The sequence below is a fragment of the Thalassospira sp. GB04J01 genome, assembly GCF_000751115.1.
Classification (GTDB): domain Bacteria; phylum Pseudomonadota; class Alphaproteobacteria; order Rhodospirillales; family Thalassospiraceae; genus Thalassospira; species Thalassospira lucentensis.
Map to the genome: position 1 here is coordinate 383,604 of NZ_CCDX020000015.1, position 19,629 is coordinate 403,232.

The window sequence follows — 19,629 nt, forward strand, 5'->3', positions numbered from 1 at the left end:
AACAGGACGAAAACGATGGGTACGACACAACAGGCACCGCGCGATTTGATTGACGCGGCCCTTGCTGCTCGCGACAAGGCATATGCGCCTTATTCAAAATTCCATGTCGGGGCGGCATTGCGCACGGGCAATGGTCAAATCATCGCTGGATGTAACGTTGAAAATGCGGCCTATCCCGAAGGTGTCTGTGCCGAGGCCGGGGCGATTTCAGCCATGGTTTTGTCGGGTGAAACCACGTTCGATGAGATTGTCGTGGTGGGTCTGGGGGATGCTGCCTGCACACCATGTGGCGGCTGCCGTCAGAAAATCCGTGAATTTACCGGACCGGATGCGACCATTTTCATCATCAATGATCAGGGCGAAACGCTTTTGACCCTGACCCGCGAAGCCTTGATCCCGCATTCCTTTGGGCCGGAGAACTTGAAATGAGCAATGTCAAAGCCGCACTTGAGGTCATCGCGTCAATGGCCCCGGGTTTTAAGGCCGATGTCGCCATGGTGCTTGGCAGTGGGCTGGGCGGGGTGGTTGATGCGGTCAGTGACCCGATCAAGATCGCCTATGAAGATGTGCCGGGCTTTCCGTTGCCGACAGTGCACGGACATGGCGGGCAGCTTGTCCTTGGGCGGATCGGCGGTGTGTCGGTTGCTGTCATGCAGGGGCGCGCGCATTTTTACGAGCATGGCCGTTCGGATCTGATGGCCGAACCGCTTGAAACTCTGCGTGAACTTGGCGCGGATCGCTTGATCCTGACCAATGCGGCTGGGTCGCTTGTGCCTGACGCGGTGCCGGGAAGCCTGATGTTGATCACCGACCATATCAGCATGTTTGGTCCCAATCCGTTGATTGGCTATCACGGCGATGACCGCTTTGTCGGGATGGATGTGCCCTATGACCCGGAAATCGGGGCGGGCTTGCATCAAACGGCGGCACAGCTGGGCATTAAACTGTTTGAAGGCACCTATTGCTGGTGCACCGGGCCAAGTTTTGAAACGCCGGCTGAAATCAAGATGCTTAAGGTGCTGGGGGCGGATGCGGTTGGTATGTCAACTGTGCCTGAAAACATCCTTGCCAGACGGCTTGGTTTTAAAGTCGCCGCCGTTTCAAACATCACCAACCTTGCCGCGGGCATGAGTGCGACGCCGCTTAGCCACGCGCAAACTCTTGAGATGTCCAAAGAAGGTTCCGCCAATCTTATTCGTATACTATTGCAGTACTTTTCACGTTCTGCATGAACTCGAATTTTCGGGTCTGGACCAAATTAAATTAACGATAAGCCCGCAGGAGACAGCTTATGCTGCCCCAAGAAATCATTCGCCGTAAACGCGAAGGCGACGTTCTTAGCGACGCCGAAATTGCCTTTTTCGTCAAAGGCATTGCCGATGAAACCATCAGCGAAGGGCAGGTTGCAGCCTTCGCGATGGCAGTCTTCTTTAACGGCATGACCATGGATGAACGGGCCGCTTTGACGCGCAACATGCGCGATAGCGGTACGGTTCTCGATTGGAAGGCACTTGGCCTTGACGGGCCAGTTGTCGATAAGCATTCGACCGGCGGAGTTGGCGATAAGGTCAGCCTGATGCTGGGGCCAATTGTCGGCGCATGCGGTGCCTTTGTGCCGATGATTTCCGGGCGTGGTCTTGGCCATACAGGCGGCACGCTCGACAAATTTGATTCCATTCCGGGTTACCGAACCGCACCGACACTCGAAGAATTTGCCAAGGTTACCCGTGAGGTTGGCTGTGCGATTATTGGCCAGACGGCCGATCTCGCGCCTGCGGACAAACGGTTCTATGGCATTCGTGATGTCACCGCGACGGTCGAAAGCATCCCGCTGATCACCGCGTCCATTTTGTCAAAGAAACTGGCGGCTGGACTTGATGCCTTGGTGATGGATGTCAAATTCGGGTCGGGTGCCTTCATGAATGAATATGAACGCGCGCGTGAATTGGCACAAAGCATCACCGAAGTCGCCACCCGCAATGGCGTGCCGACCGTGGCCCTTCTGACCGATATGGAGCAGGTTCTGGGCGATACGGTTGGCAATGCGCTTGAAATGCGCGAAGCGATTGATTTCCTGACCGGAAAGCATCAGGAACAGCGGGTCTATGACGTCACCATGGCACTTGCCGCTGAAATGCTGGCGGTCAGTGGGGTTGCAACCGATGTCGCCGATGGCTTCCAGATGGCCAGTGAGGCCCTTGAAAGTGGCAAGGCCGCCGAAGTGTTTTCTAAAATGGTTTCAAGCCTTGGCGGACCGTCAGATTTCGTTGAGAAACACGACAATTACCTTGAAGCCGCCCCGATGGTGCAGGTGGTCAAGGCGGCCAAAACCGGACGGGTTCTGTCGATGGATGCGCGCAAAGTGGGCTTGGCTCTGGTGGCCCTTAAAGGCGGTCGGACCCGGGCCGATCAAAAGATCGACTTTGCCGTCGGGTTTAGCGACTTTATCAAGGTTGGGCAGCCGGTGTCGGCTGAAACGCCATTGTGCATGGCCCATACCCGCGATCAGGCCCAGCTTGACGAAGCAACGGCCTTGCTGCGCGATGCGATTGAAATCGGCGAGGGTGAGGTGGCCCAAACCGGCGATGCACCTGCCGTTCGCGAACGGATCGTTGCCAGCACGAAGTCCTAAGACGTTCTTGCAAATGTAAGAAGTCAAAAGCCGGGGATCATCCCCGGCTTTTGTATGTCAGGCGTTGGCAGCAGCCTTGATCATGGCCGCAGCTTTTTCCGCGATCATGATGGTGGGTGAATTTGTATTGCCCGATGTGATCGTTGGCATGACGGAGGCATCGGCAATCCGCAAACCACTCAGCCCGCGAAGACGGAGTTCCGGGTCAACCACGGACGCCGGGTCCGCCCCCATTCGGCATGTGCCGACAGGGTGGAAAATGGTCGTGCCGATATCACCCGCCGCCCGAACCAGATCATCCTCAGTTTCATAAGATGGGCCGGGTTTGAATTCTTCGGGGCGATAGGGGGCCAGTGCAGGTTGTTGCGTAATCTTACGCGTCAGACGAATTGAATCAGCCGCGACCGTTTTATCCGCATCCGCCGAAAGGTAGTTTGGCGCAATGGCAGGCTGTTCGCGGTAATCCGGACTGCTGATATGAATGCTGCCGCGGCTTTGCGGGCGAAGATTGCACACGCTGGCCGTAAAGGCCGGAAACGGATGTACCGGGTCACCAAACTTTTCCAAGGACAATGGCTGCACATGGTATTGCAAGTTTGGTGTGTCAAACGAGCTGTCTGAGCGCGTAAACACGCCAAGCTGGCTTGGTGCCATGGACATCGGACCAGACTGTTTGAACAGATATTCAAGCGCGATGCTGGCCTTGCCAAACAGGCTGCGGGCTTTTTCATTCAGGGTACGAATACCGCTGACCTTATAGGCACAGCGCAGTTGCAAATGGTCTTGCAGGTTCTCACCGACTTGCGGGCGATCAAGGGTTTGTTCGATGCCATACTGTTGCAAAACGTCCCCACGGCCGATCCCCGACAGTTCAAGGATCTGGGGCGATCCAACTGATCCCGCACATAAAACGGTTTCGTGTGATGCGGTCACGGTTTCGATCTGACCATCTCGTTCATATTCAACGCCCGTGACGCGGCCATCGGTAATGGTCAGGCGGCGCACATGGGCGTTGGTGCGGACTTCAAGGTTTTTGCGATTAAGGGCAGGGCGTAGAAACGCCTTTGACGTGTTCCAGCGAATGCCGCGCTTCTGGTTCACATCAAAATAGCCGGATCCCTCATTCGTCCCCCGGTTAAAGTCCGATACTTTCGGAATGCCGGCCTCGACCGCGGCATTTTGAAAAGCATCGAGAATTTCCCAGCGTACGCGCGCCTGCTCAACACGCCATTCACCGCCCGTGCCATGCATCTCGTCCGATCCCTTATAATGGTCTTCGGACTTTTTAAAGAATGGCAAGACATCGTCCCAGCCCCAGCCAGAACAGCCCGCCTGTTGCCATTGATCATAATCATTGGCCTGACCACGCATGTAAATCATGCCATTGATCGATGAACATCCGCCCAGAACCTTACCGCGTGGATAGCCCAATGACCGGCCATTCAGCCCCGGTTCGCGCACGGTCTTAAAGCACCAGTCGACATTGGGATTGCCGATGCAATAAAGGTATCCAACCGGGATGTGAATCCACGGGTTGCGATCTTTTCCACCAGCTTCAAGCAGTAAAACTTTCGCATTTTCGATTTCGGAAAGCCGATTGGCCATCGTGCAGCCGGCCGAACCGGCACCAATCACGATGTAATCAAAATGATCCATGCGGTCCTCCGACCTTCAAATCATCGGGGACACATGTCAATGTGCGTAAATGGTTGGTCATTGTGGGGCCCTCCCTGGTGGGCATATTCTTGTTTTTGATCGAATATTTTATGTTTATCGACGCTACCATTGATCCGATGAACGGGAAATATATTCATTGGGGATATGCTTTCCAACATACGGAAAATGATGCTGCCCGCATATGGAGCAGCAAGGGTGAAAGATCAAAATAACCGCCGTATTGTGATGCGGATGTCGCATCATATGTTCGATTGTAATGATCCCAATTCTTTTGACTTCAAGTGCTTCGTGATCAGAAAAGGTTGCATCTTGTGCGGATAGATCGCATTTTGATCGTCAATGAAAATTCACCGACCAAGGTGAAAATCCGCACAACAGGAGAACGTCATGGGTAAATTGGATCGTCGCCGCCGTGAAATACTTGAACTGGTGGCTTCCAATAGCTTCATGACCATTGATACCCTGGCCGATCATTTTTCGGTAACACCACAGACCATTCGCCGCGATATTAACGAGATGGCCGAAGAAGGCCTGATTGCCCGCTATCACGGCGGGGCTGCCAGCGTTTCGACCACGGAAAACACCGCCTATACCGACCGGCAGGTGCTTAATCTTGGCAGCAAGCGTGAAATCGCCCGACTGGTCGCCGAACATATTCCCGAAGGCGCATCGCTGTTTATCAATATCGGCACCACCAACGAAGAAGTCGCCCATGCCCTGTCGGGCCATACCAGCCTTAAGATCATCACCAACAACCTGCATGTCGCCGAAATTTGTGCGGCCAATCCGGGATTTGAAGTGATCATCGCCGGTGGTGTTGTCCGCCAACGTGACTTTGGTGTGATTGGGGAGGCGACCATTGATTTCATCAACCAGTTCAAGGTTGATTTTGCCATTGTCGGGATTTCCGGTGTCGATGAAGACGGCAGCCTGATGGATTTTGACTACCGTGAAGTCCGCGTTGCGCGGGCAATTATTTCCAACGCACGGCAGACGTTCCTGTGCACCGACGCGTCAAAATTCGGTCGCCGTGCGATGGTGCGTCTTGGCCATCTTTCGGAGATTGATGCGCTGTTTACCGATCGCCACCCGGGGCCGATTTGGTCCGATGTTATCCGGGATGCAGACGTATCGGTCTATACTGCCAACTAATAGCTGAGCGCCGTCATCAGGCGTAAACACCATCATCGCGTTTACCTGCCCGCATCGTAATCGGACCATGTGACGATCCCTTGAGCATCTGGGTCAGATGGTCGTTATGTGCATCATCAATGGTGCTGGTCGGGCCAGACCAATAGACCTTGCCATTATGCATCATCATCAGGTTCTGATATCGGTTGCGCGCGATCTGCATGTCATTGGTGATTGAGATAACAGTGGTACCGCGTTGCTCGGCAATTTTGGCAATCATCAATTCGATATGATTGGACAGAACCGGGTCTAGGCCCGCGGTCGGGTTATCAAGCAGCAACACAGTCGGATCCGATGAAATGGCGCGCGCGATGCCCACACGTTTCTGCATGCCACCAGACAGGTCGCTGGGTGACAGGACGGCACTTTCTTCGGCAAGGCCAACATGGGCCAGAAGGTCAATGGCGTGTGCCTTTGCTTGGCTGCGGTTCATGGTGCCAAGTTCAATCTGGCGAAAACAAATGTTTTCCCATACCGTCAGGCTGTCAAACAGGGCATTTTGCTGAAACAGCATGCCAATTTTTGATGCCCATTCCGGGCGTTTGTCTGCATTCGGTTTGCTGACATCATCGCCATCAAGAATGATGGAACCGCGATCGGCGCCGTAAATACCCACCAAGCATTTCATCAGAACGCTTTTACCTGCCGCCGACGGGCCAATAATCGCAAGCGTTTCACCCTTTGCCAGACGCAGATCAACACCGTCCAACGCGACCGTGGTGCCAAACCGTTTGGTAAGGCCATCAACCGTTATGAAAGAAGGCGTGATCGGTGCTGTTGATGCTGGCTGTGTCATATGACTTCCGGGTTTTGCGTCGGCTTTGAAAGCGGCTTGGCCGCGGATGGGGGGAGTTTCGGCAATTGGCGAGCAGGGGGCAAGCGAGAAATTCACAAAAAACAAAGCGGCCCCGTTTGAGGCCGCTTTGCAGATGTGTTTTGGGTCTTGATAAACCGCTTAATGCGACAGGATCTGGCTGAGAAACAGCTTGGTCCGTTCGCTTTTGGGGTTATCAAAGAACTCGTGCGGACCGGCCATTTCAATGATCTGACCTTCATCCATAAAGATCACGCGATCCGCGACCTCTTTGGCAAAGCCCATTTCGTGGGTCACGCACAGCATGGTCATGCCTTCTTTGGCCAGTTCGACCATCACGTCGAGCACTTCCTTGACCATTTCCGGGTCAAGGGCGGACGTCGGCTCATCAAACAGCATGATTTTCGGCTGCATGCAAAGCGAACGGGCAATCGCCACACGCTGCTGCTGGCCACCCGAGAGCTGACCGGGGAATTTATGGGCCTGTTCGGCAATGCGAACACGCTCAAGATAATGCATCGCCAGATCATTGGCTTCTTTCTTGGGCATCTTGCGAACCCAGATCGGTGCCAATGTCAGGTTTTCCAGCACAGTCATATGCGGGAAAAGGTTGAAGTGCTGGAACACCATGCAAACATCCCGGCGGACGGCTTCGATGTTTTTAACATCATCGCCCAGCAAGATGTCATTCACAGTGATTTCGCCCTGCTGATAAACTTCAAGACGGTTCAACGTGCGGATCAGCGTTGATTTACCCGAACCCGAAGGTCCGCAAATAACGATACGCTCACCTTTGCGAACAGACAGGTCAATATCCTTGAGAACATGGAAATTGCCGTACCATTTGTTCATTTTGGTGACGGTGATGACGTCCTCCGAAGAAGGAGGAGGAACAGCACCGGTTTTTGTTTCAGTTGCTACAGTCATTGTTTTTTCCTCAACGCCTTACCTGCGTTCGCCTTTGCGAAGTTCTTTTTCAAGATAGGCGGAATATTTCGCCATCGAGAAACAGATCAGGAAGAATATTGCCGCGGCGAAGGTGTAACCTTCGACGTAATACTTGGTCCAGGCCGGGTCGCTGCGCAGTGCCAGCTTTACCGTGCCAAGGAAATCAAACAGGCCGATGATGACGACCAGTGTGGTGTCCTTGAACATGGAAATAAAGCTGTTCACGGTTGGCGGTATAACCAGACGCAAAGCTTGCGGCAGGATGATCAGTCGCATGGACTGCCAGTATGAAAGGGCAAGGCTTTCACCTGCTTCAAACTGACCGCGCGGTACCGCCTGTAAGCCACCACGGAATACCTCAGCAAGGTAGGCCGCGGTAAACAGGATGATACCGATCTGTGCACGCAGCAACTTGTCGATGGTCACCCCATCAGGCAAGAACAGCGGGAACATCACCGATGCCATGAACAAAACCGTAATCAGCGGTACGCCACGAATGACTTCGATATAGACGACCGACAGGGTTCTCAGCGCGGGCATGTTTGACTGACGCCCAAGGGCGAGCAACAGGCCAAACGGGAACGCAAAGACGATACCAATCGACGACAGGATCAGGGTCAGCGGAAGGCCACCCCAATAGCTGTTCTGGACATAGGTAAGACCCAGAACACCGCCCCACATCAAAATGGCAATGATCGGAACGCCAATCACCCACATTGGGATGATCCATTTGCGAACACTTGGGTATTTAACACCGCCAAGGCTGGCACAAATGATCCCCATCAGGAAGATCATGGCAAGCAATGGACGCCATTGTTCATCATACGGGTAGGTGCCAAACAGGATCAGCCGTAGGTTCGCATTGACAAACCCCCAGCATGCACCTGTTGCCTCGGCACAGCCTTCAATCGTCGGGGTAAGGGTCGCATTGATGATCCCCCACTCGATGATCGGCGGTATCAGCCAAAGCAGGAAGGCAACGGAACCAAGTGTCAGGATGGTGTTGAACCAGCCATCAAACAGGTTCTTCTTTGACCATGTTACAGAACGTTCAACAAAGGTGCCGACCGGCAGAGGAGGTAATTTTGCATTTTCTGACATATTACCTCTCCACCAAAGCCATCTTATTGTTGAACCAGTTCATAAAGAGCGAGGTCAACAAAGACAAACCAAGATAGACCGACATGAAGATCGAGATGGCCTCAATCGCTTGACCTGTTTGGTTCATGGTTGTGTTGGAAACGGAAACCAGATCAGGATACCCGACGGCAACAGCCAAAGAACTGTTTTTGGTCAGGTTAAGATACTGGTTGGTCAGAGGCGGGATCGCAACACGCATGGATTGCGGCAAGATCACCTTGCGAAGCGCAACAGAGCGTTTGATGCCAAGGCTGTCGGCTGCTTCCCACTGCCCCGACGACACCGCCTGAATACCGGAACGCACGACTTCTGCAACATAAGTCGACGTATAAACCGTCAACCCGATCAGAACCGCCATGAATTCCGGCGAAATGTTGTAGCCACCCTGAATGTTAAAGCCCTTGAGGGCTGGCGTGCTGAGCTCGGTCGGCGCACCACCGATAAGATAGGCCAGGAAGACAAGGCCGACAAAAATACCAATGCCTGTTAGCAGCATCGGGAAGGGTTGGCCGGTCGCATCCTGACGTTTGGTTGCCCATTTCTTGATGAAGTAAATGGCAACAAACGCGATGATTGCAGCAATTCCCATAAGCGTATAGGCGTTGTCAGCCAGCGGAACAGGCAAATACATACCGCGCGATGTCAGTAATACGCCCGGCAGCGGTTCCAGTGCATCACGTGGATGCGGGAAGGCGGCAGGTATAAGCGCATACCAGAAGAAAAGTTGAAGCAAAACCGGGATGTTACGGAATGTCTCGACATAAACAGTTGCCAGTTTGCGAACGATCCAGTTCGACGACAAGCGGGCAATGCCAAAGATGATACCAATAATCGTGCAAAGGACGATGCCAAGCACCGAAACTTTCACGGTATTGAGAAGACCGACAATCAGTGCCGACGCATAGTCGCTTTGCGCACTGTAATCGATCATGGTCTCACTGATCTCGAAGGATGCTTCAAGATCGAGGAACCCGTAACCGGTAGAGATGTTCTGTTTTTCAAGATTGTGCAGCGTGTTGGACACCAGATACCAGCCAGCCAGAATAACAAGGCCGATTGCGATAATCTGATACAAAACCGCACGTACATTCTCGTCGTTCAAATAGTCGACGAGGCTCTTGGAACGAACATCCCCCGGGGCATTTTGAGGCTTACTCATATGACCCTCAGGTGTAGATTGTATCCAATGAATGGGCACCTAACGAAAAGCTCCGCCCATGCGTCAAGGCAGTGGGGCGGAGCTTCGTAGGTTTAGTTAGCCGTTGCTAAGCGAATTAGCGAACTGGCCAAGCATACTGCAGGCCACCATCGGTCCACAGAGCGTTCAGACCACGCTCAAGGCCCAATTTCGCGGTAACGTTTTTCTCATAGCTTTCGCCATAGTTACCAACCTGTTTGATGATGTTGTATGCCCAAGCTTCATCAAGACCAAGAGCTTCACCCATCCCTGGTGATACGCCCAGCAGACGCTGGACACCCGGGTTGGTGCTGTTTGCTTTCATGTCGTCAACATTTTCCATGGTGACGCCATATTCTTCGGCTTCGATCATGGCAATCAGTGCCCAACGTGCAACGTCCGACCACTGTTCGTCACCTTGGGCGACAACTGGGCCAAGCGGCTCTTTGGAAATGATTTCCGGCAGAATGGCATAATCATCGGGGTTTTCAGCCATCTGGGTACGGATCGAAGCAAGGCCCGAAGCATCCGTGGTGTAAACATCGCAACGGCCTGAGAAGAAGGCTGCAGTTGCTTCGTTGATGTTTTCGATCACGACCGGCTCAAAGCTCATGCCTTTTGCGCGGAAGTAATCAGCAAGGTTCAGCTCGGTGGTGGTGCCCGGCTCAACACAGACGGTTGCACCGTCAAGCTCGGTCGCGCTCGAAACGCCAAGAGCTTTCGGGATCAGGAAGCCCTGACCGTCATAGTAGTTGATGCCGACAAAGGTCAGGCCAAGTTTCGCATCACGGGTTGTGGTTGCAGTGGTGTTACGCGACAGGATGTCGATTTCACCAGACTGCAGCGCCGTGAAACGCTGTGCTGCAGTCAGCGGGGTGTACTGCACACTGTTGGCATCGCCAAGTAACGCTGCTGCGATACCACGGCAAACATCAACGTCGATGCCTTCCCACTTGCCTTCAGCGTTGGCAGCAGAGAAACCCGGAAGACCGGTATTCACGCCACACTGAACGAAACCTTTTGCCTTAATACCGTCCAGCACTGCACCGGCTTGTGCGTTCTGTGCGGCGATGGCTGCAACAGTCATTGCGCCAGCGGCCAGGATCGTTTGAATTTTCATAAGAAAGAGCTCCCTTATTAGCAAAGCATTGTTTTTAGCTTTTGTGCCACCCTGGATATGCGTTTCGGCATATCCATCAGTCCAAAACTTAATCGGACAGCCAAAATAAGAAATTTTAGGCCGCCATGTGTCAAGTATGAAAAGTTTTTTGCCTGCACCCATACTGTCAAATAAGCAGTAAAATCAGCTGTTTTTAACCATTGTCGATGCTTCAAGCAGGGGAGGTTGATGCGTGTAAATTAGTGGAAAGTTGTGTTTTTTCAATCGCTTGCTGAATTCAGTCGTTGAATGTTCGCTAAAGTAGGAAAATGCACGAACTTTTTTTCGTGATATTAATGGTAGTGATTAAAAACATGCCACATCTTGCTCATGATTAAAAAATAAACACTGTTGCGATGCGGAATCGGAATGCGTGACCGTTCGTTATAATCTTTATAATCTTTCTCGGGTGACGGGGGTGTCCGCGGACCAAAAGAAACCCCCGCCGGTTAGAGCGGGGGAAAAATTCAGCTTTTCAGTTCACCAAGATTGGAAAATAATTCCAGCGCCGTCGGGTTTGCTAGGGCTTCCTGATTTTTAACCGGTCTGCCATGAACCACATCTCGCACGGCAAGCTCGGTTATCTTGCCTGACTTGGTGCGCGGAATGTCTGCTACGGCAATGACCTTAGCGGGGACATGACGGGGCGTGCAGTTGGCCCGTATCTGCTTCTTGATCTTGTCGATAAGTGCGGTATCCAACACGTTGTTTTCGCGCAGCACAACGAACAGGATCACCCGAACGTCATTATCCCATTCCTGACCAATGACAATCGATTCCTGAATTTCAGGCAGCATTTCCACCTGTCGGTAAATCTCGGCGGTGCCAATGCGAACGCCACCCGGGTTCAGGGTCGCGTCGGATCTGCCGTAAATCACCATGCCGCCCTCATCATCAAGTTCGACATAATCGCCGTGACACCAGATGTTCTCGAATTTATCGAAATAGGCGCTGTGATATCGCGATCCATCCGGATCATTCCAGAAGCCGACCGGCATCGATGGGAAGGGTTTGGTACAGACCAATTCGCCTTTTTCATTGCGAACCGGTTGGCCGTCATCATCAAAAACATCGACAGCAACGCCAAGGGCACGTGTTTGAATAACCCCGCGCTTAACCGGCAGAACAGGCGAGGCCAGCACAAAGCAGCCAAGGATGTCTGTACCGCCTGAAATCGACGCCAGATGAATGTCATTTTTTATGTCGCGATAGACATAATCAAAGCTTTCCGGCGCCAATGGCGATCCGGTCGACGTCATCGCACGCACGCTTGACAGGTCATGGGTTTCACGCGGTTTAAGGTCGGCCTTGGCCAGTGCGTCAATATATTTGGCAGACGTCCCAAACAGCGTCATGCGTTCCGCGTCGGCATAGTCAAACAGGATGTTGCCGTTTGGATAGAACGGGGAGCCGTCATACAGCAGCAAGGTCGCACCGGCTGCCAGGCCCGCCATCAGCCAGTTCCACATCATCCAGCCACATGTGGTGAAATAAAACACACGATCACCGGGCGCTACATCACAGTGCAGAACATGTTCTGATACCTGTTTCAAAAGCGTGCCGCCGGTTCCATGCACAATGCATTTCGGTTTGCCGGTCGTGCCGGACGAAAACATCACATACAGCGGATGGTTGAACGCGACCTGTTCGAAAACGATCGTCTCAGTGCCAAACGGCGCAACGAAATCATCATAGGAAATCCCGCCGCGGATCCCGGTGGTGTTGGTGCCATCAAATGCATAAGGAACAATGACAACCTTCTTGAGGCTATCGATACGATCCACAACATCGCGAACCTTTTCGCGGATGTCATGCTGCTTACCATTATAATGGTAGCCATCCACCGTGATCATAATCGCCGGTTCGATTTGCCCAAACCGGTCAACCACACCCTGTACGCCAAAGTCAGGGGAGGCCGATGACCATGTTGCGCCAATGGTCGCGGTTGCCAGCATCGCAACAACGGTTTCGCTCATGTTGGGCATGTAGCCACACACACGGTCACCTTTGACAACGCCCTCGGCGCGCAAAGCTTGCGAGAACTTTGAAACAGCGATGTTAAGCTCGGCCCAGGACATGCGCGATTTGACTTTATCTTCGCCCCAGAACACCAGCGCATCGCTGTCGTCATCGCGCACCAGCAGGTTTTCAGCAAAATTCAGCCGCGCATCAGGGAAAAACTGTGCGCCGGGCATCTTGTTGCCATCAATCAGGATGCGCTCGCCCCAGCTTTCTGCCTTAAGTCCTGTATATTCAATAATGGCAGGCCAGAATGCTTCGATGTCATCAACCGACCAATCATATAGGGCTGTGAAGCTCTGCAGGTTGAGCCCATGCTTGTCATTCACCCAGCGGCGGAAGCGGGTGACATTCGCATTTTCGATACGGTCTTTCGCAGGTTGCCAAAGCAAGTCGCTCATGATGTGTCCTCTGTTTCCTGCCAATGTCTGGTTTTCGGCGCAGCGCATCGTTCGTCTGGCGCTAAATTGGTATCTCGTTACCGCTTTTTTACGGCTAAAAATATTGCACTTCAAGAACAGTGACAAGGAAGTCAACAATTGGTAATACCAATTGTCGAGTATTTTCTAAAGTTATCTATTATGTTTCTATTCTTAGTATTCTGTTTTTAAACGTATATGAGATGTATTTTTATGATTTAAAATAGTTTAGCGATTGCGGTCTATTATCTGAGGAGATGATAATAATATAACCGAAATAGGTGCATTTTTGTTTTTTCATGATTCGCCACTGCGCCAGTTTCTGGGCAAATACGCAAAATTTCTTGCGCTTGATACAGGGAGTACTAGGTTGGCGGGGCACCGAGCAAAAAGGGAGAAATGTCTTGGCTGGGATTGATGAAAGTCGCGCGTTTGTATCGATTAATATTGCCGTCCTGACAGTTAGCGACACCCGCACCCAATCCAATGATACATCTGGCGATATTCTTGCCGAACGTATCGTGCAGAAGGGGCATTGTGTCATTGATCGCAAAATCCTGCCCGATGATCAGGACGGTCTGGTGGCACAACTTGACGCTTGGTGTGACGCGCCTGATGTTGATGTGATCATCACAACCGGGGGAACCGGCGTGACCGGCCGTGACGTGACGGTCGAAGCCCATCGCCGGCTGTATGAAAAGGAAATCCCCGGGTTTGGCGAATTGTTCCGTTGGCTTTCGTTTAAAACAATCGGGACCTCAACAGTTCAATCGCGCGCAACGGCGGGCGTGTGCCGCGGGACGTACATGTTTGCGCTGCCCGGTTCAACCGGCGCCTGCAAGGATGCGTGGGATGATATTTTGCACTATCAACTCGATATCCGTCACCGCCCATGCAATTTCGTTGAATTGATGCCGCGCCTGACCGAAGTTTAAACCGTCGTCCGTCCCCAGTATTACGATACCCGTCAGGGTGTTGCATCCCTCCGATCCAAACAGGAAGCCCCATGGAATTCATTACCGACCCGTTCTTTTATGCTGTTGGTATTCCCGCAGTTCTGATTGCAGGCGTATCAAAAAGCGGATTTGGCGGCGGGTTGGGGGTCATGGCCGTTCCCTTGATGGCGCTTGCGGTATCGCCACAGGCTGCCGCGGCCATCATGTTGCCGATCCTGTGCATGATGGATCTCGCCAATGTCTGGGCCTATCGGAAACGCTGGGACCGTCGCAACATGATCATCCTGGTGCCTGCCGCCCTGGTTGGCATTCTGATCGGGACCTTAACGTTTAGCTACCTGAGCATTGCGGCGGTAAAACTGATCATTGCGGCCATCGCGATCATCTTTACGCTTGATCACTGGCTGCGCGGCAAGAATGCGGGCGACACGCCCAAACCCGCGACATGGGGCAAAGGTACCGTGCTTGGCGGGTTGGCTGGTTTTACCAGCTTTGTCGCCCATGCTGGTGGGCCGCCCGTGTCGATGTTTTTGCTGCCGCAACGCATGGATAAATCAATCTTTGTCGGAACGACGGTAATGTTCTTTATCGTTGTGAACTACGTCAAGCTGATCCCATACTGGTTCCTTGGGCAGTTTGATGCATCAAACCTTGGTACGGCGGTTTTATTGATCCCGGTTGCGCTGTTTGGCACATGGCTTGGGCTTTGGGCACATGACAAGGTCAATGTCGTGGTGTTCTACCGGGTTTGCTACGGCCTGCTTTTTGTGACCGGGCTTAAGCTTTTGTGGGATGGGCTAACGCACTTCATTTCGGTTGGCGCGGTTTAAGTAAGACGCCCCATCCGGACGTCTTCGGTCGTCCTTGGTCTATACCGGTTTCCAAAGAGAAAATGAACACTTCTGCGGTTTGGATCGTTCACCTATCCATACGTCGCATATGGTGCTGATCTGACAGCGAATATATCGGTTGTTTACGGTTGGTGATAACTGCATTAAGAGTTTTTCTGCTGATAAAATAACCAGAAAAAATGGCTGATTAAAATAAACACAAGCCAAAAGCTGGAGGAGACGGGTGTGCATCGAGGAGCTTGGTTTAAATGCCAGAAAGAATTCTGCAGGTGGCGACGGACATGTCCGGGCAGGCCAACGAAAAAATAACCGAAATCAAGGCTGTTACGCGCGCAACACGGACGCTGGCACTGAACGCCTTGATAGAGGCGGCCCGGGCCGGTGATGTTGGTCGCGGCTTTGGGGTTGTCGCCAATGAGGTCAAGGATATCTCGCAGCGCGTCACCATAATCACCGAAGAGCTTGAGAAAATGTTTCTCGATCTCGCCTTTGATCTTGAACGTACAGCGCAAACAGCGCGCGGGGACCGGTTTGCCGATCTTGCGCGTTATGCGGTCGAACTGATGGATCGCAATCTGTACGAACGATCCTGTGATGTGCGTTGGTGGGCAACGGATGCGGCCGTGGTCGATGTTTGTGAGCATGCGCATGATGATGCGATTGCGGCGCGCGCGTCTGAACGACTGGGCGTGATCCTTGATTCCTATACCGTCTATCTTGATCTTTGGGTTGCCGACCGTGATGGCAATATCATCGCCAATGGACGCCCGAATGAGTATCGCCTCAAAGGTGTAAATATCGCAGATCAGAAATGGTTTCAGGATGCGCTGCGTTGTCGCGACGGCGGGCAATATGCGGTCGCCGACGTGGCGCGCAACAGTCAACTCCGGGACGCCGCAACCCCGACCTATGCGACGGCTGTACGCAAGCATGGTGCGGCACATGGCGAGGTTATTGGTGTTATGGGTGTGTTCTTTGATTGGGAAAGTCAGGCACCCATGATCGTAAAATCATTGAATTTCAATGATGAAGAACGTGAACGCACCCGGGTTTTGTTGATTGATGTCCATAATCGGATATTGGCCGCTTCCGATGATAAGGGCGTTCTCACAGAGAAATTTGACCTTAAGGTCGATGATCCGGCAATGGGATCATACCTTCTTGAGGATAAATCCCTTGTCGCCTATGCGCTGACCCCCGGCTATGAAACATATCAGGGGCTTGGTTGGCGCGGTGTTATTGTGCAGGCCTCCAAACCAGTGAAATAGCATTCGGCGCACTTTATGTGCGACGTTTCAAAGCAGGCTCCCTTGTTTGGGGGCCTGTTTTTTTATGTCCTGATCCTGCATTAGGAACCACCTGAAATGGTTCATGCTTGTCTAATGCCCGCAAAGGCGATAGCGATATAAGCAGATTATCGATAAATTGTTTTTGATGAGAATAGCGGAGAGCTTCGATTGGCGCTGATTTTGGCAAAGCTTGCAGTTTCGATTGGCGTGGTGCTGGGCCTGTCGATGCTGGCGGAACGTGCTGGGCCACGTGTGGCTGGTGTCTTGGCCGGGTATCCGCTGGGAACGGCAATCCTGCTGTATTTCATCGGGATCGAGCAGGGGATCGATTTTGCCAGTCAAAGTGCGGTCTATGCCTTTCCCGGTCTGATCGCGACTTTATCGTTTCTGTATGCGTATTTCTTGGCGTCGCGCCGCTGCACGCAGCTTCCTGTCTTGCCGCAAATCCTGCTGTGTTCGCTATGCGCCTTTGCCACGTTCCTTGGGGTGTCTTGGTTGTTCCAACTGACCGAAATGTCCTTGACGCAGGCGGCGATCATTCTGCTGGTGGCGATGTTTATTGCCCTTGTCCTGTTTCGAAAAATCGAAAATGAAAGCATCCTGAACCGTGTGCGCCTGACAAAAAGCGTTGTGCTGTTGCGCGCAGGTCTGGCGTCACTGATTGTTTTGATCATTAGCGGCCTTGCCGCATGGATCGGCCCGCGGTGGTCGGGGTTACTGTCGGGGTTCCCGGTAACGCTGTATCCGATCATGCTGATCTTGCATTTCACCTATGGCACGGGACCGGTTCATACCCTGATCCGCAACTTCCCGCGCGGCATGGGGGCTTTGTGGGTGTATATCCTGACTGTCTCGCTGGGCTATCCTGTTTTGGGGCTTGAGCTTGGGACGTTGGCGGCGTTTGGCATCGCAACTGTTTATCTGGTCAGTTATTCCACTTTCGTCTGGATGCGACGAAAGTCCGTGCAAGCATCGGGCTGATTTCATACCATCACGACCTAAAAGTAAAATAAGGGCCCGTTCCGAAAGGCCACGTCAGGGAGATAACGCTGCATGCAGCAGGTACAGTCACTGGTCAGGGCATTAAGCATCCTCAACGCGCTCGCCGAGAGCGACGACGGCATGACGCTGACCGAAATTGCCGGGCAGGTTAAATTGCCCCCATCAACCGCCCATCGATTGCTGACCACGATGCAGTACGAACGCTACGTTGCCTTTGATGGCGAACGGACATTGTGGTTCGTCGGCGTGCAGGCGTTCAGTGTTGGCAATTCCTTTACCAAAAACCGCAATCTGAGCCAAATCGCCCGACCCTATATGCGGGCCTTGATGGAAGACAGCGGAGAGACGGTAAATCTTGCCGTCGCCGATGGTGGCGAGGTGATCTTCCTGTCTCAGGTCGAGTGCCGCAAAATGATGCGTGCGCTCGTCACACCGGGGCGCCGGGCATTGATGCATTGTTCTGGCGTGGGCAAGGCATTGCTGGCGTTCCTGCCAGACGAAGAACTCAGTGCGGTGATTGAAAAGCACGGCCTGCCAAAAATCACCGAACGCACACTGGTAACCACACGTGCACTAAAAAAGGATCTGGAACGGTCCCGTCAGCTTGGCTACGCGCTTGATGACGAAGAACACGCTGTTGGGTTGCGCTGTGTGGCCGGAGTTGTCCGTGACGAAACCGGCAATCCAATTGCTGCCTTGTCGCTGTCCGGGCCTGCGGCACGCATTCCCAATGACCGTATTGAACAGTTCGGTTTAAAAGTACGGCGCGTCTGTGCCGACCTTAGCCGAGAATATGGCGGGGTTCCGGTTTAACAACCGATTGGCATTGGCGGCCTGATTTCGCCCGTTTTGGGCAAGGCAGGCTGTCGGGCTTAGCTGTTTTCGGACCGTTTGGTGGTGGCGAACCGGAATGTATTGCGCCCGTTTTTCTTGGCCATATACATCGCACTGTCAGCCGCCGATATAAGCTCGTCAATGGTTTCGGCATGATCGGGATAAAGCGATATGCCAATCGACGCCGTAACAAGATACGGCGCTTCGTCCGGGCCAAGGTCAACCGGGCTTGAGGTCAGGGCATCTTTCAGTTTGTTGGCGACAATTTCGGCATCCTCGGGGGTTTCCGACCCCGACAGGATGACGGTAAACTCATCGCCGCCAATGCGCGCAACCGTATCAACATCGCGCAGTTTCGCGCTCAGCCGTGCGGCGACGTCCCGCAGGACTTTGTCGCCAATGATATGGCCGCGCGTGTCATTGAGCGTCTTGAACCCATCCAGATCAATATACATCAGCGCAAAGCATTCCCGTCGACGTTTGGAAAGCTTGATCGCAAATGTCAGCCGATCCATGAACAGATATCTGTTGGGAAGCGATGTCAGCGCATCGTGATTTGCCTGAAACCGGATTTGTTCTTCGGCGGTTCTGCGTTCGGTAATGTCACGGAAACTGGTCAGGCGAAGTTTCTTGCCATCAATAAGCACGTTCCGACCATTGATCTCGCAGGGGAACTGACTGCCGTCGTGTCGTTTGGCCATCGCCTCATAGGGTTTGTCATAACCCGACTGGATATTGTCCGTCACGGTTGGCAATGTTTCAGATGAAATAATGTCCGCCGCACTAAGCTCCAAAAGTGCGTTGCGGCCATACCCGAACATGCGTTCCGCTGCATTGTTGGCATCAACGCATTTGCCGCTGTCATGAAGAAACAAAGCCTCATTGGAAAGATTGGCCATTGTTTCCAGACGGGTCTGGCTTTCACGGCGCAAATTGCGCTCGCGCACCAGCTCGGTAATGTCCCAGACAATACAATCAATCTGGCAATCGGACGTATAAGGCGGCAGGGCGCGCATTTGAACCCGCAACCAGCGTTGTTCGTGTTCCTTGGTGGTAAGCGGAAGTTCCGCCACCGTGATGTCACCTTGGGCGGAAATTGCGTTTTCCCGAAGGTTTAAAAGAGATGCATGGTCAAGAATGTGATCGCGAAGATCAGGACGACTGTCTGTCGCAAGGTTGGCCCCAATCCAGTCCAGACCCTGTTCGGAGGCAAACTCAATCAAGCCATCTTTGTCGATCCGAAAAACCAGACCGGGCAGGCGGGCAAAGAACCTTGCACGGGCGCGGGCATTGCGGCGCACGATAAGATGCAGGCCAATCATGCCAAGCCCGGTCAGTACAAAGAAAACAACTGATGAGGGGAATGCCGAAGAAACCATCAAGGTTTCAGTAGTCCCCAGTACGACATGGGCACCACCGCACAGCCAAATTCCCAGCAAGCACCAGAAAATCAGCAGGGCGACAAAATATCGGTTCTCTAAAAAGGGACCGGGCATGGTGTTTGGTATATTCTTTCACCGT

The 19,629-nt window shown here is 52.9% G+C and carries 17 protein-coding genes; 9 read left to right on the top strand and 8 right to left on the bottom strand.

Annotation, left to right across the window (positions count from 1 at the left end; genetic code table 11):
* The first annotated feature begins 15 nt into the window (after positions 1-15).
* The 3 genes from cdd to deoA are packed head-to-tail and all read left to right on the top strand — an operon-like array spanning position 16 to position 2,632.
* Entirely contained in the window at positions 16-429 is a 414-nt protein-coding gene (gene cdd, locus AMM48_RS17535; protein WP_102785081.1) for a cytidine deaminase, read from the top strand.
* Complete coding sequence (locus AMM48_RS17540; protein WP_102785082.1) at positions 426-1,232, top strand: purine-nucleoside phosphorylase; 807 nt, start codon at positions 426-428, stop codon at positions 1,230-1,232. Before cdd ends, AMM48_RS17540 begins: the two co-directional genes overlap by 4 nt.
* Positions 1,233-1,291: 59 nt before the next feature.
* Positions 1,292-2,632 carry a thymidine phosphorylase gene (deoA, locus tag AMM48_RS17545; protein ID WP_102785083.1) on the top strand — a complete coding sequence of 447 codons (1,341 nt, stop codon included), beginning with the start codon at positions 1,292-1,294 and terminating at the stop codon, positions 2,630-2,632.
* A gap of 57 nt (positions 2,633-2,689) precedes the next feature.
* Here the strand turns inward: deoA and AMM48_RS17550 are convergent, their stop codons facing one another.
* A complete protein-coding gene (locus tag AMM48_RS17550) occupies positions 2,690-4,288 on the bottom strand; it encodes a GMC family oxidoreductase N-terminal domain-containing protein (protein ID WP_102785084.1) in 1,599 nt (532 codons plus the stop codon).
* Positions 4,289-4,696: 408 nt separating this feature from the next.
* On the opposite strand from AMM48_RS17550, the gene AMM48_RS17560 reads away from it, so the two are divergent.
* Positions 4,697-5,461, top strand: a complete 765-nt coding sequence (locus AMM48_RS17560; RefSeq protein WP_022730705.1) for a DeoR family transcriptional regulator — start codon at positions 4,697-4,699, stop codon at positions 5,459-5,461.
* A 16-nt stretch (positions 5,462-5,477) separates the two neighbouring features.
* On the opposite strand, the gene AMM48_RS17565 is transcribed toward AMM48_RS17560, so the two are convergent.
* The 6 genes from AMM48_RS17565 to AMM48_RS17590 all read right to left on the bottom strand — a co-directional run bounded on the left by AMM48_RS17565 (position 5,478) and on the right by AMM48_RS17590 (position 13,158).
* Entirely contained in the window at positions 5,478-6,296 is an 819-nt protein-coding gene (locus AMM48_RS17565; protein ID WP_102785149.1) for an ATP-binding cassette domain-containing protein, read from the bottom strand.
* Positions 6,297-6,455: 159 nt separating this feature from the next.
* Positions 6,456-7,241 (bottom strand): amino acid ABC transporter ATP-binding protein, encoded by a 786-nt coding sequence (locus tag AMM48_RS17570; protein ID WP_101300293.1) that lies wholly within the window; start codon positions 7,239-7,241, stop codon positions 6,456-6,458.
* A gap of 18 nt (positions 7,242-7,259) precedes the next feature.
* Positions 7,260-8,363 carry an amino acid ABC transporter permease gene (locus AMM48_RS17575; RefSeq protein ID WP_102785085.1) on the bottom strand — a complete coding sequence of 368 codons (1,104 nt, stop codon included), beginning with the start codon at positions 8,361-8,363 and terminating at the stop codon, positions 7,260-7,262.
* 1 nt (position 8,364) lies between these two features.
* Complete coding sequence (locus AMM48_RS17580; protein WP_102785086.1) at positions 8,365-9,561, bottom strand: amino acid ABC transporter permease; 1,197 nt, start codon at positions 9,559-9,561, stop codon at positions 8,365-8,367.
* Positions 9,562-9,676: 115 nt separating this feature from the next.
* Complete coding sequence (locus AMM48_RS17585; RefSeq protein ID WP_102785087.1) at positions 9,677-10,699, bottom strand: amino acid ABC transporter substrate-binding protein; 1,023 nt, start codon at positions 10,697-10,699, stop codon at positions 9,677-9,679.
* A gap of 506 nt (positions 10,700-11,205) precedes the next feature.
* Positions 11,206-13,158 (bottom strand): acetoacetate--CoA ligase, encoded by a 1,953-nt coding sequence (locus AMM48_RS17590; RefSeq protein ID WP_102785088.1) that lies wholly within the window; start codon positions 13,156-13,158, stop codon positions 11,206-11,208.
* A 422-nt stretch (positions 13,159-13,580) separates the two neighbouring features.
* Between AMM48_RS17590 and moaB the strand changes: the two genes are divergently transcribed.
* From moaB to AMM48_RS17615, 5 genes are all read left to right on the top strand, one after another.
* Positions 13,581-14,111, top strand: a complete 531-nt coding sequence (moaB, locus tag AMM48_RS17595; protein ID WP_198413554.1) for a molybdenum cofactor biosynthesis protein B — start codon at positions 13,581-13,583, stop codon at positions 14,109-14,111.
* Between the two features lie 71 nt (positions 14,112-14,182).
* Positions 14,183-14,962 carry a sulfite exporter TauE/SafE family protein gene (locus tag AMM48_RS17600; protein ID WP_102785089.1) on the top strand — a complete coding sequence of 260 codons (780 nt, stop codon included), beginning with the start codon at positions 14,183-14,185 and terminating at the stop codon, positions 14,960-14,962.
* Between the two features lie 269 nt (positions 14,963-15,231).
* The gene (locus tag AMM48_RS22505; RefSeq protein WP_102785090.1) at positions 15,232-16,251 is read left to right on the top strand and encodes a methyl-accepting chemotaxis protein; all 1,020 of its coding nucleotides are present in this window, start codon (positions 15,232-15,234) and stop codon (positions 16,249-16,251) included.
* Positions 16,252-16,440: 189 nt separating this feature from the next.
* Positions 16,441-17,253, top strand: a complete 813-nt coding sequence (locus AMM48_RS17610; protein ID WP_102785091.1) for a hypothetical protein — start codon at positions 16,441-16,443, stop codon at positions 17,251-17,253.
* A gap of 72 nt (positions 17,254-17,325) precedes the next feature.
* Complete coding sequence (locus AMM48_RS17615) at positions 17,326-18,087, top strand: IclR family transcriptional regulator C-terminal domain-containing protein (protein WP_022730715.1); 762 nt, start codon at positions 17,326-17,328, stop codon at positions 18,085-18,087.
* Between the two features lie 59 nt (positions 18,088-18,146).
* On the opposite strand, the gene AMM48_RS17620 is transcribed toward AMM48_RS17615, so the two are convergent.
* Positions 18,147-19,604 (bottom strand): diguanylate cyclase, encoded by a 1,458-nt coding sequence (locus AMM48_RS17620; protein ID WP_102785092.1) that lies wholly within the window; start codon positions 19,602-19,604, stop codon positions 18,147-18,149.
* Positions 19,605-19,629: the final 25 nt, after the last annotated feature.

Bases quoted from the DNA above. Each gene is read 5' to 3' on its own strand.
- cdd (WP_102785081.1), top strand. From the start codon at position 16: ATGGGTACGACACAACAGGCACCGCGCGATTTGATTGACGCGGCCCTT.
- AMM48_RS17540 (WP_102785082.1), top strand. From the start codon at position 426: ATGAGCAATGTCAAAGCCGCACTTGAGGTCATCGCGTCAATGGCCCCG.
- deoA (WP_102785083.1), top strand. From the start codon at position 1,292: ATGCTGCCCCAAGAAATCATTCGCCGTAAACGCGAAGGCGACGTTCTT.
- AMM48_RS17550 (WP_102785084.1), bottom strand. From the start codon at position 4,288: ATGGATCATTTTGATTACATCGTGATTGGTGCCGGTTCGGCCGGCTGC.
- AMM48_RS17560 (WP_022730705.1), top strand. From the start codon at position 4,697: ATGGGTAAATTGGATCGTCGCCGCCGTGAAATACTTGAACTGGTGGCT.
- AMM48_RS17565 (WP_102785149.1), bottom strand. From the start codon at position 6,296: ATGACACAGCCAGCATCAACAGCACCGATCACGCCTTCTTTCATAACG.
- AMM48_RS17570 (WP_101300293.1), bottom strand. From the start codon at position 7,241: ATGACTGTAGCAACTGAAACAAAAACCGGTGCTGTTCCTCCTCCTTCT.
- AMM48_RS17575 (WP_102785085.1), bottom strand. From the start codon at position 8,363: ATGTCAGAAAATGCAAAATTACCTCCTCTGCCGGTCGGCACCTTTGTT.
- AMM48_RS17580 (WP_102785086.1), bottom strand. From the start codon at position 9,561: ATGAGTAAGCCTCAAAATGCCCCGGGGGATGTTCGTTCCAAGAGCCTC.
- AMM48_RS17585 (WP_102785087.1), bottom strand. From the start codon at position 10,699: ATGAAAATTCAAACGATCCTGGCCGCTGGCGCAATGACTGTTGCAGCC.
- AMM48_RS17590 (WP_102785088.1), bottom strand. From the start codon at position 13,158: ATGAGCGACTTGCTTTGGCAACCTGCGAAAGACCGTATCGAAAATGCG.
- AMM48_RS17600 (WP_102785089.1), top strand. From the start codon at position 14,183: ATGGAATTCATTACCGACCCGTTCTTTTATGCTGTTGGTATTCCCGCA.
- AMM48_RS22505 (WP_102785090.1), top strand. From the start codon at position 15,232: ATGCCAGAAAGAATTCTGCAGGTGGCGACGGACATGTCCGGGCAGGCC.
- AMM48_RS17615 (WP_022730715.1), top strand. From the start codon at position 17,326: ATGCAGCAGGTACAGTCACTGGTCAGGGCATTAAGCATCCTCAACGCG.
- AMM48_RS17620 (WP_102785092.1), bottom strand. From the start codon at position 19,604: ATGCCCGGTCCCTTTTTAGAGAACCGATATTTTGTCGCCCTGCTGATT.